The organism is Spirulina sp. CCNP1310 (assembly GCF_034932185.1).
GTDB lineage: Bacteria > Cyanobacteriota > Cyanobacteriia > Cyanobacteriales > Spirulinaceae > Spirulina.
Window position 1 is genome coordinate 45336 of the sequence record NZ_JAYGHW010000089.1, and the last position, 14202, is coordinate 59537.

Genomic DNA, 14202 nt, shown 5'->3' on the forward strand with positions numbered 1-14202 from the left:
TTGTCTCTCGCCAATGAAACGTCTTTGCTACCGACATTTCTGCATGATGCAAGTCTGCCCTCACGGGATGTTAAGCCCCTTTCATTTGGGTCATAGAGAAGGTGATACCATTCTATCATAGTCATTGCGGCTAAAGCCGCCGAGTCGCTTTTCCGCCCCGATCTAAAGAGACGGGGCTACCAAGCTCCCGAGTTTTTATCGTGTTAATGCAGTTCCACGGCGCAAAGCGGGTCATTCTCTTTCCTCCCTCCCAACTCTATAACCTTTACCCCTTCTCGCTATTTAAACAACTGATCCATGGCCCCAAACTCCGGGCCGGCCATAGCCGCGTTTACCCCGATCAGCCGGATTTTGACCAATTCCCCCGCCTTCAGGAAGCCCTCAATCACCGCTACGATGTTCTCCTGGAAAGGGGGGATGCCCTCTATACTCCAGAGGATGTCACCTGTTCGGTGAATCGGTTCTGGCACGTCCCCCTAGGGCGAGGCCTCACCTCTTGGAGTAAATGGCGCGTTCATCTCGGTAGCCTTCTGGCCATTCCCCATCTGCTCAAGGAATTAATTAAGGCTTTGGTGAGTGGCGATCGCCCCCAAAAACTCCACCAATGGCGACTCAAACTTTAAGCAAAAAAAGAACCCCCCTTTTTAAGGGGGGCAGGGGGGATCTTTTTAAGTGGAGCCGAGCAGAGTCGAACTGCTGTCCGAACTGGCTATTGACCTTCTGTTCATTCACAGGTTTATCCTTTCTAATCCTCAAGGCGGGAGCTACCAATTGTTCCGGGTAAGCACGGAGTCTCTAGTAGGGTTCTCGCACCGTTTTGTGACCAGATGCACGCCACGGGCATATCCGTTAGGGGTTATTCATTAGCGTTAACGGAGTCAACTAATGAATACTCGTTTTAATCCTAAATAGCCCGAGGGCCGGTTTGAAGATTAAGCAGCAACAGGTGCAGCTTTACGAGCGAAAGGAACGATGTTGTTCGCAGTTACTTTTTGTTTTGAACTCTTGATTTACGAGAGGGAGTTCGCTCTCGACCTGCATCACAGGGCGGCTTTCACCAACCCGTCGAAACCGTTACGGCCCCGTATGTCCCTTCAGTATAGATCAAATCAACCCGTTAGGCCAAGACCAGCCCCCAAAATCGTTCATCCTACGCAAAACCCACCAATATTGAGGACAACCACAACTGCCAAAATCGTTGATCGTTCGTAGTCCAGACTTCAGTCCGCAAACCCGGCAACATTTGAGCCTCCCTCCCGTAGAATTTTCTCATCCCCCCCGTTAGGCCCTCCCACTTATGCTTCCCGATCTCCTCCGTCGCCGCCAAACCCATTTTGTCCTTTGGCGGCCGGGTTGTGTTGACCCCGCCCCCACATTGGTTTTAGGGTTATTTTCCAGCCTTTACCCTACCCCAGCGGGCCTCCGGGAAATCCCCCTCAGCCCCGATCCTGAGTTTCCCGAACTTTGGCAGGTGGCAGCGGCGGATTGTGGCTTGATTAACGGTGAGATTTATTACTACTGGTTTAAGGTCAAAAATACTAACCCCTATCCCTTCACGGGGGAGCATGAAATTCTCTACTGTACCGACCCCTTGGCGACCACCGTAGACCGCCGGGCCGCCTGTACTGCCCCGACTCCGCCGGAAGTGGGGGGCGTGAATAGTGGAGATCCCGCCAGTGTGATCTGCTATCGCGATGGGCAATTAATCCCCTGCGATCCTACCGGGGAACCGTCCCCTTGGCTCCAACCCCATCCCGATCCGAACTTGCCTGCCAATCACCAATTGGTGATCTATGAGTTGCCGACGCGGTGGACAGTGGCGGGGGAGCATGGCATGGGGGTGGGGTGTTTTCGGGATATTTTGGCGTTGTTAGATCCAGACATGGCGGCCCCGGATTTTCCCCAGGTGGCCAGTTTGGGGTTGGGCCAGGCCCATCTTCAGGCTTTGGGGGTAAATTGCTTGGAATTATTGCCCCCGGCAGATAGTGATGATGTGCTGGAATGGGGCTATGGGACGGCGAACTTTTTTGCCCCTGATTATGATTTGGGCCAGGCTGTGGGGCAGGAGGTGGCCACGGCCATGGCAGATTTGCGGGCGGTGGTGGCGGCTTGCCATCGGTTGGGGATGCGCTTTGTGATTGATGCGGTGATGGCCTTTGGGCGCAATACCCCCTATACCCATGTGAATTTTTTGGATTTTTTGGTGCAGTGGGGCGTGGGGGATCCCGAACAGGGCGATCGCGATGGCTTTGGGGGGGATTTATTCAAATACAACTATTGGGTGGAGGGCTACCATCCCCTCACAGGAAAAAGGGACTGGTTTGTGCCAGCACGGGAATATATGAAGCTTTATATTGCCCATTGGATGGCGTATTTTCGTATTGATGGGGTGCGCCTCGATAGTGTCAATAATGTCGGCAATTATGACTTTTTGCGGGAGTTGCGGGATTGTGCGCGGGGCGATTGGGGCGATCGCGGCGGCGCAGATGACCGTTTCCTCGTCGTCGGGGAAGAACTCAGCGTCCCCATTGCCCTGATCCATCAAAATCGCCTCGATGGTTTGTGGAATGAGACGTTTAAACAGATGGTGCGCCAGGTGATTTTAGGGAAACCGGGGGGAGGCGATCGCAGCTTTGAATGGACAGTACGCAAATTAATCGACTGTCGCTACCTCGGTTTTAGCGATGGCACTCAGGTGATCAATTACCTCACCTCCCATGATGTGGGGGGCTACGGCAATGAACGGCTCCATGATTACCTGGTGCATCAAGGGATCACGGATCTCGAACGGCGGCTCAAGTTAGCCTTTGTCTGCCTGCTCACCGCTGTCGGGATTCCGATGATCCTCGCTGGCGATGAATTTGGTGATCAACATGATTTTGACCTCTCCGATGAACATAGCCACCATAAACAGGTGGATCCCGTCGCCTTCGATCGCCTCGCCGATCCCTGGCGACAGCGATTATTCCACTATGTCGCCCGGTTGGTGAAGTTCCGCACCCAAGCCCCTGGCCTCGCGGTCAATGACACCCAGTTTTTACAGGTAGACTACAACGAAGGCAAACAGGTGATCGTGTGGCAGCGGGGCCTAGGGGAAAATGCCGTCGTCGTCGTGGCGAATTTTTCCGACTATGGCACACCAGATCCCTTTGGCTTGGTGACAGAATATCAAGTACACAATTGGCCCCCCACCCCTGAGGGGTATCATTGGCACGAAGTCAGCCAAGACCGGGCTATTTTGCCGGAATGGGTGGGCCGCGAGCCGATCTTTCCTTGGGAAGCTAAGGTTTACACCCTGACGCACCCCTAGTCCTCTCATCAAGTTTCTCCCCACCTGTCTGCGGGTGGGGGTTTCCCCTGCTAACCCTGGCCTCTTCTGAGTCCACAGATCACTTCAATCCGTGGGTGCGCCGGGCTAAAAATCCAGATCCCACAGCGCCGCTGATTTTCCTTGTCTGTCTTTAAAGTTCTCCACTACCATGGGCATAGCTTTACTGGATGTTAAGATGGTCAACTGGAGTAAAGCCCGTGATTATTGTTGCTGTACCCATGGTGGTGTATGAGTTCCTCAAAACATCCCGATTCTGATCGCTCAACTGACGCATTTTCCCCCCTTCCTGACCCTTGGGATGGGGAACAGGCCCCCAGCAACCATACACCGGATCAAGCTTTTGCCGCCGATGAACCCTTTGATTTCCCGCCTCCCCCAACACCGGAACCGGAATCTGATCCAGAAACGCAAGATCTCTTTAAAGGGTTATTGATTGATCTCGATGAACTGTTGACCCATCATGATTCGCGATCGCTCGGCCAGGATCCCGATGATCTCGAAACCATTGACGACAATGCTGCCGCGACCCTCACCCAGCGGATCAGCAAGTTTGAACCCATCACCCCCCAAGCCGCCGCCAGTGGGGGATTCGCAGACCAGGGCAACGCCAGCAGCAATAGCAACGCTCACGCCAAAACCAACGGTAAATCCCCAGATCCCACCCCTGCACTAGAGTTAACTCCCCCTGAATTGGAGGAGCAAGGGCAGTCTAATCCACTGGAGGAGCAAGGGCAGTCTGGGGACATTATGGATTTCTTTGTGGATACCCTTGATCAACCCTCAATATCGACTCCAGATGATGTAGAGGGAGATGAACCGGAGTTATTGGCATCGGACAATCATCTTCAGCCCAACGCAGCGGTTCCCCCCCCTGCCCCAACGCCGTCCCTGGTATCGGAATTATCCATCGATTTGCGAGCTATGTTGGGTTTGGATGATTTTGATACCCCACTTCAGTTAGATCCGACCCCGGCTGCCCCCTCTGAATCGCTGCCCGAGGTGGAGGATGTTGATGTTGATTTAGAAGCCCTCGAACTGCCGGAGGGCCACAGGATGACATCGCAACCCATGGGTGAGCCGGTGGGTGAGTTAGCCCCTGTAACAGCTATGCCCCCCTCAGAACTAGAGCCGGAAATGGTGACTCTCCCAGGGTCAGAGGTGACGGATGTTCTCCCACAGATCGCTTCTCTGCTAGATCTCAATGCTCAGGATCTCGATGCTGAGGATCTCCCGGCTCAGGATTTCAATGCTCAGGATCTCGATGCTCGGCATCTCTCGGCTCAGGATTTCGGTTCTGAGGATCTCGATGCTCCGGATCTCCCGGCTCAGAATTTTACTGTTGAGGATCTCAATACCTCGGATCTCCCGGCTCAAGATTTCGCTGACTCAGAGCTTAGTCATGGGGATTTTACGGCGATCGATTTCTCCGATCTGCCCCCCGTGGAGGCCCCAGAAGCGACGATCGCCCTTGATGACTTAGAACCCGCAGCACCGGAACCCATCGCAACCCCAGAGCCAGCCGAGATCAACCCCAATCCCAATCCCAATCAATTTGAATCTGAGGTGGAAGCGGCCCTCAATGAGTTTGCGGCCATGATTCAGCCGGAAATTACCCCGCCGCCCCCCGCCCGGAAACGGGCTGTGATCCGTAAAACACCACCCCCCCCGCCGCCTCGTCGCCCCAAAGTAGTGGATTCTGGGGAGGCCAAGGTGGCAACGTTGAAGAATGATCCGGCTTTGGCGGATCTCTTCCGTCGCCCTGTTTTGGAGCGGGATGACCCCCTGCGGGAGTTGCGTGATTTTCTCTTAGATCGACCGAAACCTTCCCCGACGAAGGCGGCAGCCAATTCCGCGCCATCGCCAGGGGCTGATGTGGATGCCTTTGGGACTGAGGATTTATTGCAGTCCTTGGGTCTGAGGCCAGACCCAGATCCGGAACCCACCCCACCATCCACAGCAGAGGCCGCAACGTTGACTGATTCCCTCACCATGTCATCCCCTGAATTGCCCCCCGTTGAACAGCTAGAGCCGGTCACGGTTGCAGAATCGCCAACCCCGGCTACACCGGAGCCAGAAGCGGCTGCGCCGGAACTGTTGCCACTGGCGGATGTTGGGGCCACCGAAACAGAGGCGGCGATCCTCGCCCAATTGATTTCTCCGCCACAGCCTCCCCCAAGGCCATCGGTTCCGCTGGATCTCAACGGCTCTGAGCCAGAGATGCTCCAACAATTAATGACGAAGGTAGAGAGCTTAGAGCAACAGGTGTATGAGCCGACGGAGGTGATTAATCCGTTAGTGCCGTTGATGGTGCAGTTGCTGAAGATGAAGGTGGGTACATCTCAGGAGATGGTGCGGGCGATGGCGACGCCGATTTTAGAGGAGATGATTACGGATCGGGCGAGGGATAATCGGGCGGGGATGGCGATGGCGATCGCCGATCTGGTTCCCCTTGCCATTGAGCAGGAAATTCAAAAGCATCCCCAAAGGATTGCCAAGGCTATCGGCCCAGAGGTGGCGGCGGCAATGCAGGAACAGATGTTAGTGGAGCGGGATGCGATCGCCAAATCCCTCGGCCCCACCATTGGCCGGGCGATTAAAAACCAAATTGAACTGGAACGAGATTCAATGATCGATGCCCTTTATCCGGTGATTGGCGGCACGGTCAACCGCTACATTGGGGAGGCGATTAATACGATTAACACCAAGGTGGAAACTGCCTTTAGTGTCGATGGTTTAACCCGGAAAGTCCGGGCGCGGATGCAGGGGGTGACAGAAGCAGAACTCATTTTGCAAGAGTCGATCCCCGTAACGGTGCAGGCGATTTTCCTGATTCAAAAAACCTCTGGTTTGGTGATTGCCGAAATTCAGCCCAACCGGGAGCAAAACCCGCTGGAGTCGAATATGGTAGCGGGGATGCTCACCGCGATCCGCAGTTTTGTCAATGACTGCATTGCCCAAAGTGGGACGATTTCAGAGTTGAGTGAAATTGAATACGGCGATGCGCGGATTATTCTCGAAGTGGCGGGCTATTGCTATTTGGCGGTGGTGGTGAAGGGCAGTGCTAACGCGGGTTTGCTGAAAAATATCCGCCGCACCCTCAGCCAGATCATTCAAAACTATGGTGCGTTAATTGAAGGCTTCGAGGGGGATTCCGAGACGGTTCCGACGGCGCTCACAGTGTTACTGGAGCGTTTGGGAGAATCCGCCGTCACCACCAGACCCCGAAAGTCTCCCAAAACCCTACTGTTTTTATTGGGGGTTGTGGCTCTGTTGATCTTCATGCCTTGGCTCTATTTCCAGGTGCGGGGCTTTTTTGATCAGCGGCTCTCCACCCGCATTGCAGCGGCGTTAACCACAGAGTTGGATGATATCGCCTATAGTCCCCTCACTTCAGAAGTGGAGGGGAGGCGCGTGCATTTGGCGGGCCGGGTTCCCGCTGAACGGTTTAAAGAAGAGGCCAGCACCATTGCCCAGGGGTTAGCACCGGGCAAAACCCTGGATAATCAAATTCAAGTGGTGACGGCTCCCCCGGATCCGGCGGCGGTGGCGAGTATGATCCAACTGGTGACGGGGTTGCTCAACCGTAATCCGGGGGTGGATATTCGCGCCTCCTACAGTCCCGAACGGGTGATCTTAACGGGGAGCTATCGCACGACGGAGGATTATGCGGACATTCTTGAAGCCTTTCAAACCCTACCGGGGATTGAAAATCTGATCGAGCAGGATTTGCTGCCCCAAGCTTTGGCGCGACGGATCTACTTTGAGCGCGATTCCGCTGAACTGAATGGAACGGAACAAATGGATAAAATTATTCCCATTAGTCAGTTTTTACGGGATAATCCCGATATTGAGATTCGGATTACCGGCTATGTCGATGCCAGTGGCCCGATGGAGCAGAATCAGGAGCTATCGTTTAAGCGGGCTAATATGGTGAAAGAGGCGATCGCCGCTCAAGGCATTGATGTCAATCGGATGGAAGTTGTTGGCACAGTGGAGCGTCCCCCCGGTGTTACGGATAATGAGGCGGCTTGGTTAAGCCGTTGTGTACGGTTTGAATTGCTCTCACCACAAGAATTGTAAAAAAAATGGCGATCGCGAAAAAAATTTGTCTTGTCGGTGATTTTAGTGTTGGCAAAACCAGCTTAATTCGTCGTTTTGTGGATGATCAATTTAGTGATGAATACCTCTCCACTGTGGGGGTTAAGCTGTCGCGCAAACGGGTGATGACCTTAGCCACCGATGCCCAAAGCAGCAAAGAAGTTGAATTGCTGATCTGGGATATTGAAGGGCAAACCCAATTCAAGGCGATCGCCCCTAGCTATCTTCAGGGAGCCAAGGGTGCAATTATTGTCGCCGATGTCAAGCGCAAAGAAACTATCGTCCATATTCAGGATCATCTCGATTTGTTTTTTAAGATTAACGCCAAGGGTTGGGTGATTGTTGCCCTCAATAAAATTGATCTACTGCCCCCTGAGCAACAGGCCGCCTTAATTGCCCGTTGCACCTTTGAGCAGCAACACCGCCAAGTGATTGCCACCTACAGCACCTCGGCCAAAACCGGCGAGGCGGTGCAGACCATCTTCCAATCCTTAGCGACGATCATGCTCACAGACCCCTAAATTATTACGGTCTTTTTTTGCCATGAATGCCTTTGCCCAAACCCTAATTGTGCCACCACATATTTGTTATGTGGTGCTCGATGGTGAATGGCAAATTCTTGACCATTCTCCCCCCGTTGCCTTTGGGCATTGGCTGGACTCCGATATTCCCTTGCAGGCTAGCGATATTCGCGATCATTTTCCAGAATTATTCGGTTGTGAAGAAATTTTTAGTGATATTTTAGCGGGAAATTTGCCCCTCTTTACCCTCAATGGCATGACCCGCACGACGGCAAGCGGTGAGAATTTCTATTTAGATCTTCACCTCCAAGCGGCTCCTGATTCCCTAGGGAAAGAGCAATCAACCCTGTTAATTTTGTTTATTGAAGATGTTACGGAAAAAATGCGCCTTGAACAGGTATTGGTGCAGAGTACCAATGAAGCAAACCTGTTGCTCAATGCCCTCACTGCCTCGAAACAATACATTGATCGCATTGTTACTGCCATTGCTGATGCTTTAATTGTCACCACCCCTCACCAAATTATTAAAACCGTCAATGAAGCCACGGAAAAGCTATTTGGCTATCGTCAAGAGGAGTTAATTGGCCAATCTTTATCGCTGTTAATTCTCGATGCTGAACCGCTGTTTCAAGAGTTATTTGACAGTATTCAAAACCATGGGGAATTATCGCGAAATTTAGAGGTGGTTTGTCAACATCAAAGCGGCGTAAAGTTAACGGTGGCTTTTTCCTGTTCCCTGATTCACACTGAAGCCCAAGGGGAAAATGATCATCATTTGATTCCCGATATTGTTTACATTGGCCGGGATGTGACGGAACGACAGCGCACACAACAACGGTTAGCGGCCCAATATGCGATCGCCCGCATCCTCTCGGAAGCCAACACCCTCGAAGCCGCCACCCACCAAATCCTCCAAGCCATTGGCGAAAACCTCGATTGGGATGTGGGGGAACTGTGGCTACCTTCCACCGCCGCCGAGCGCAAATCCGCCATCCCCCTAGGGGATGACATGATTTGGCAAAAATCAGGGGAACCTTGCCCCATGCCCATTCCTAAACTACAACGGGTAGATTTCTGGGTAGAATCCAGCCCAACCGCCGCCTTTTATGATTTTTTACAAGCCACAGAGCAGATCGCTTTTCCTGAAGGGGTGGGGTTTGCGGGGCGAGTGTGGGGGGCAGGGCTGCCGGAATGGATCACAACGATTCACCATGATCCGGATTTTGGCCCCCATTGTTTTGCTCGTCAGGCTAACCTCTGCACAGCTTTGGGTTTTCCCCTCCAAAGTGGTCGGGAAATGTTGGGGGTGATGACGTTCTTTCGTCGGGAACAATTACCGCCGGATCAAAATTTATTGCAAATGTTGGCGGCGACGGGAAACCAGTTGGGGCAGTTTATGAAGCGTAAGGAGGCGGAGGTGGCGCTTCAGGAGCAACAGGTGAAAACGGAGGAGTTATTGCTCAACATTTTGCCCCAACCCATAGCAGAACGCCTCAAGGTAGATACGACAACCATCGCTGATAGTTTTGAAGAAGTGACGGTCTTGTTTGCGGATTTAGTGGGATTTACCCAATTGGCGGCGACGCTTCCCCCCATTGCGATTGTTGAGCAGTTGAATGTGATTTTTTCTCGGTTTGATGCACTGACCGCCCAGTATGGTTTGGAAAAAATCAAAACCATTGGTGATGCCTATATGGTGGTGGGGGGGTTGCCTACGCCACGGGAGGATCATGCGGAGGCGATCGCCAACCTAGCCCTCGAAATGCAGGAGGTGATCCAGCAACTCAACGGCGATCGCCGCGAACCCTTTGCCCTGCGCATTGGCATCAATACCGGCTCGGTGGTGGCGGGGGTAATTGGCACGAGTAAATTTAGTTATGATCTCTGGGGAGATACGGTGAACATGGCTAGCCGCATGGAATCCCAAGGGCTACCGGGCCGCATACAAGTCACCCCCAACACCTACGACCGCCTGAAGGCGGCCTACTACCTCACACCGAGGGGTGTCATTCCCATTAAAGGCAAGGGAGAAATGACGACCTATTGGCTCGATGGCTATTGTTAGGATCGCTTTGATCATCCCACTATACCCACCATCAAACCCCCTATGGCCTCCACTCCCTTGCTCAAAACTCAGCAAATCCAGGTCGGCGGCATGGATTGTGCAAGTTGCGCCGCCAAGATTGAGACCGCGTTAGCCGGTCTAACGGGTGTTGCGGCGGTGTCTGTCAGTGCAGCAACGGAACGGTTGACCATCTCCTATGATCCCGCATCTCTCACCGAGGCAGAGATTAACCAGCGGTTAGTTAGTTTGGGCTATCGGGCGATCGCCCCTACCCCCCAAGGGGATGGTGAACCCCAAGACCTGAAGCCAGGCTCAGGGGAGTTTGATCTCCCAGCAGAAATCATCCCTGTGCTTTTTGTGGTGGCGCTGTTAGCGGGCGGCATGATTTTTGGGGAATCTTTGCAAAATACGCCCTATGGCTGGGGGGAGTACGCCGTTTTGCTCCCCGCTTACCTGGTGAGCGGCTCGACTGTCTTGAAGGCGGCAGGCCGCAATATTTTACGGGGGCAATTCTTTGATGAAAACTTTTTGATGGCGATCGCCACCCTAGGGGCGATCGCCATTCACGAACTCCCCGAAGCGGTGGCGGTGATGCTGTTTTATCGGATTGGCGAACTGTTTCAGGAATCTGCGGTGGGGCGATCGCGCCGCTCCATCAAGGCATTATTAGGCGTGCGCCCGGACATCGCCCATCGCCAAGTCGAAGGTTCTATCCAGGCGGTTGCCCCGGAAACCGTTGCCGTAGGCGAGATTATTGTCGTCAAACCTGGGGAAAAAATTCCCCTCGATGGAGAGGTATTAGCCGGGACTTCTCAAGTGGACACCTCCGCTTTAACCGGAGAATCAATACCACGCCGGGTTAACGTCGGCAGCACAGTTTTAGCCGGGATGATCAACCAAACCGGCATACTCACGCTGCGCGTGACCAAACTGTTTGGGGAATCCTCCATTGCCAAAATTCTCGATTTGGTGGAAAACGCCACCCATAAAAAAGCGGCCACGGAAAAGTTGATTACCCGCTTTGCCCGCTATTACACACCAATTGTAGTGATTCTCTCCTTGCTCATTGCCCTCCTCCCACCCCTCCTGATTCCCGGTGCTACCCATCAAGCCTGGGTTTATCGAGCCTTAATCTTGCTTGTGATTTCCTGTCCCTGTGGGTTAGTGATTAGCATTCCTTTGGGTTACTTTGGCGGTGTGGGCGGAGCAGCTAAACGGGGCATTCTCATCAAAGGCTCAACATTTTTAGATGCCCTAACGACTGTAAAAACCGTTGTTTTTGATAAAACCGGAACCCTCACCCAAGGGGTTTTCAAGGTTACGGCCATTGTCCCTAAAAAGGGTTTTTCTGAATCAGAACTGATCACCCTAGCAGCACAAGCTGAATCCCATTCAAACCATCCCATTGCCCAATCCATTCGCGAGGCCTACGGTCAGAGCATTAATGATCCAGAGGTAACAGATTATGCAGAAATTGCCGGCCATGGAATTCGGGCCAAGGTCAATGGGCAAATCCTACTGGTAGGGAGCGATCGCCTCCTACAACGCGAAAAGATTAACCCTGATCCTTGCGCTGCCTCAGGAACCATTGTGCATCTTGCTGTTAATCAATCCTATGCTGGCTACATCCTCATTGCCGATGAAATCAAACCCGATGCTGCCCAAGCCATTGGGGATCTGAAACACCTGGGGATTGCACAAACCGTGATGCTCACTGGGGATAACGAGCGGGTTGCCCAAGAGGTCGCCCAACAATTAGGTTTAGATGCCTATATTGCTGAACTGTTACCGGAGGGGAAAGTCGAGGCCATTGAGCGGATATTGCACCGTTCCGGTCAGGGTAAAGTGGTGTTTGTGGGGGATGGGATTAATGATGCGCCAGTAATTGCCAGAGCCGATATTGGCATGGCCATGGGTGGATTGGGTTCCGATGCGGCCATTGAAACCGCTGATGTGGTGATTATGACTGATGCCCCCTCAAAAGTTGCTGAAGCGATTCAAATTGCCCAAAAAACTCGCAAAATTGTCCTCCAAAATATTGCCTTAGCCATGGGCGTGAAAGCAATCTTTATTCTCCTGGGGATTATGGGAGTTGCCACGCTTTGGGAAGCGGTATTTGCCGATGTGGGCGTGGCATTATTAGCCATTCTCAATGCCACAAGGGCGATCAAATGAGCGTTTCCCTACCATACTCATGGGCGGTGTTTAGGAGCCATGGCCGATGGGAGGGGAAGGGGGAGCCGCCGGAGGGGCGGGGGGGGGTTCTGGGGTCGGGGGCAGATCTGGCCCTAAGCGATGGTAACGATTGCTCATTAAGCCCTGCATTGCCTCATTGAGGGCATTAGGATCCATAAATAACACTTTAGAATTGGGGCTATTGCCCAGCTTTTCATTGGCTTCTACATAGCGTTGGGCGACGAGAAATTCTAAAACTTGCTTGGCATCGGGTTTTTGATCCAAGACATCGGAGAGCATTTGAATCGATTGAACAATCCCTTCCGTTTCGGCAATTTCCGCCCGTTTTTTACTTTCTGCGGCCCGCTCCAGTTCGAGGGATTCCATCACCGTCGCAGCGGGGGAAATTTCCCGCACCTCAATCCGCGTCACCTTCACCCCCCAATCTCCAGTTGCTTCATCTAATTGTTCTAAAAGAGATTGGTTGATGCGACCGCGTGAAGAATAGGTTTCCTCCAACTTGAGGCGACCCATGGCAGACCGGATATTGGTTAACACCAAATTTTTAATTGCCTTCTTAATATCCTCCACCACATAAAACGTCCGCTCTAGTTCCAAAATGCGCCAATAGACTACCGCATCTACCTTGAGGGATACATTATCCTTCGTAATCGCATATTGTGGCTCAATATCTAGCACCTTCTCCCGGGTCGTCTCTTCCACCACAATGGATTCAAGCAACGGTAAAACAATATTTGGCCCTGCCGTCAGCTTACGGCTATATTGCCCAAACCGCTCTACTAAAGCCTCATTCCCTTCATTAATAATCTTGATCGAATTCATCAGGGTAAACACTCCCCCTAAAATCGCTGGCACGAGTAAGTAAAGTAAAGAATTCATGGGCGTGGAGTCTCCAGAAGGGAATGGGGAATGGGGAATGGGGGGTTAAGAATTTGAATGTAGGGGCGAAAAATTTTTCGCCCTCAATTTTTCGCCCCTACATTTTTGCCCTAGACAGGAATGGGATCAGCACTGAAAAATGTTGCCGCAATTTCATTGCTGACTTGGTTGATTGACCCTTGCATTTGGTCTAAAAATTCATGCATACCATTCTCAATCACATCTTCAATGACCAAATAGCCCAACTGCGCACAGAGGCGGCCGATCGCCCGCTCCGGTGGGTTGCTCCAGGTTCCGATGGGGGTTTGGGTGACATCGTAGAGGGATTTTTCCGCTTGGGAGAGGGAAAAATAGATGGAGCGGGGAAAATGGCGGTTGAGGATTAAAAAGGCCGCCACCGCTGCGGGGTGAATGCGGTGCTCCTGTTTGCGATACATTTCATAGGCACTGGCGGATTTTAACAGGGCCATCCATTGTAGTTGATCGAGGGGAGTCCCCACCCATTGGGCGGAAGGGAGGAGGATGAAGTATTTTACATCGAGAATCCGGGCTGTTTTATCGGCCCGTTCTAGGAGTCGGCCGATTTGGCCAAAATGCCAGCCTTCATTATGGGTCATGGTTGCATCCATCACCCCGGCAAAACGATGACTGGCCAGCTTCACCTGGGCGAAAAAGTCCGGTAACATATCTAGATGTTTCACGGAATCGGCATCTTTGACCATCAGGTAAAAATTATTCACCTCTTCCCACATTTCCGAGGAAATAATTTCCCGAATCGAGCGGGCATTTTCCCGCGCCACCCGTAACACCGAAAGGATTGAGTTGGGATAATGGGGATCGAAAGTGAGAAATTGAATCACGTTCTCGGCATTGGCTTCGCCGTAATGCTCCTGAAAAAAGTTGGAATCGCCGGTCGTCGTTACCAGGGGTTGCCATTGTTGCGCCAAGTTGATCGGCAGATCGAGCATCAGGTTAAGGTTGACATCGACAAACCGGGCGAGGTTTTCGGCCCGCTCAATATAGCGATTGAGCCAATAGATCGAATCTGCAACACGACTCAACATAGGTTTAAGCTGAAATAACAGGGTAAAGGATAACGACTGGAGTCGTTA

Annotated in this window: 8 protein-coding genes and 1 other RNA gene; 6 read left to right on the forward strand and 3 right to left on the reverse strand. The window is 52.4% G+C overall.

The genetic code is table 11. From position 1 onward, the window contains the following. The first annotated feature begins 206 nt into the window (after positions 1–206). Entirely contained in the window at positions 207–623 is a 417-nt protein-coding gene (locus VB712_RS14215) for a cupin-like domain-containing protein (protein ID WP_323256066.1), read from the forward strand. A gap of 47 nt (positions 624–670) precedes the next feature. On the opposite strand, the gene ssrA is transcribed toward VB712_RS14215, so the two are convergent. Further along, positions 671–1084: a transfer-messenger RNA gene (ssrA, locus tag VB712_RS14220) on the reverse strand. A 213-nt stretch (positions 1085–1297) separates the two neighbouring features. Between ssrA and VB712_RS14225 the strand changes: the two genes are divergently transcribed. The 5 genes from VB712_RS14225 to VB712_RS14245 all read left to right on the forward strand — a co-directional run bounded on the left by VB712_RS14225 (position 1298) and on the right by VB712_RS14245 (position 12190). Continuing rightward, a complete protein-coding gene (locus VB712_RS14225) occupies positions 1298–3310 on the forward strand; it encodes a hypothetical protein (protein ID WP_323255821.1) in 2013 nt (670 codons plus the stop codon). 249 nt (positions 3311–3559) lie between these two features. Next, on the forward strand, positions 3560–7411 hold the full coding sequence (locus VB712_RS14230) for an OmpA family protein (RefSeq protein ID WP_323255823.1): 3852 nt from the start codon (positions 3560–3562) through the stop codon (positions 7409–7411). 5 nt (positions 7412–7416) lie between these two features. Continuing rightward, a complete protein-coding gene (locus tag VB712_RS14235; RefSeq protein WP_323255825.1) occupies positions 7417–7950 on the forward strand; it encodes a Rab family GTPase in 534 nt (177 codons plus the stop codon). Between the two features lie 22 nt (positions 7951–7972). Next, positions 7973–10015: an adenylate/guanylate cyclase domain-containing protein gene (locus VB712_RS14240; protein WP_323255827.1), complete on the forward strand. Its 2043-nt coding sequence runs from the start codon at positions 7973–7975 to the stop codon at positions 10013–10015. A gap of 42 nt (positions 10016–10057) precedes the next feature. Beyond that, positions 10058–12190, forward strand: a complete 2133-nt coding sequence (locus VB712_RS14245; protein ID WP_323255829.1) for a heavy metal translocating P-type ATPase — start codon at positions 10058–10060, stop codon at positions 12188–12190. A 30-nt stretch (positions 12191–12220) separates the two neighbouring features. Here the strand turns inward: VB712_RS14245 and VB712_RS14250 are convergent, their stop codons facing one another. Together VB712_RS14250 and VB712_RS14255 are read right to left on the reverse strand one after the other, a co-directional pair. Then, complete coding sequence (locus VB712_RS14250; protein ID WP_323255831.1) at positions 12221–13090, reverse strand: stomatin-like protein; 870 nt, start codon at positions 13088–13090, stop codon at positions 12221–12223. A 110-nt stretch (positions 13091–13200) separates the two neighbouring features. Beyond that, complete coding sequence (locus VB712_RS14255; protein WP_323255832.1) at positions 13201–14154, reverse strand: alpha-E domain-containing protein; 954 nt, start codon at positions 14152–14154, stop codon at positions 13201–13203. Between the last annotated feature and the right edge of the window lie 48 nt (positions 14155–14202).

Coding starts and splice junctions, on each gene's coding strand:
- VB712_RS14215 (WP_323256066.1), top strand. CDS start 207: ATGCAGTTCCACGGCGCAAAGCGGGTCATTCTCTTTCCTCCCTCCCAA.
- VB712_RS14225 (WP_323255821.1), top strand. CDS start 1,298: ATGCTTCCCGATCTCCTCCGTCGCCGCCAAACCCATTTTGTCCTTTGG.
- VB712_RS14230 (WP_323255823.1), top strand. CDS start 3,560: ATGAGTTCCTCAAAACATCCCGATTCTGATCGCTCAACTGACGCATTT.
- VB712_RS14235 (WP_323255825.1), top strand. CDS start 7,417: ATGGCGATCGCGAAAAAAATTTGTCTTGTCGGTGATTTTAGTGTTGGC.
- VB712_RS14240 (WP_323255827.1), top strand. CDS start 7,973: ATGAATGCCTTTGCCCAAACCCTAATTGTGCCACCACATATTTGTTAT.
- VB712_RS14245 (WP_323255829.1), top strand. CDS start 10,058: ATGGCCTCCACTCCCTTGCTCAAAACTCAGCAAATCCAGGTCGGCGGC.
- VB712_RS14250 (WP_323255831.1), bottom strand. CDS start 13,090: ATGAATTCTTTACTTTACTTACTCGTGCCAGCGATTTTAGGGGGAGTG.
- VB712_RS14255 (WP_323255832.1), bottom strand. CDS start 14,154: ATGTTGAGTCGTGTTGCAGATTCGATCTATTGGCTCAATCGCTATATT.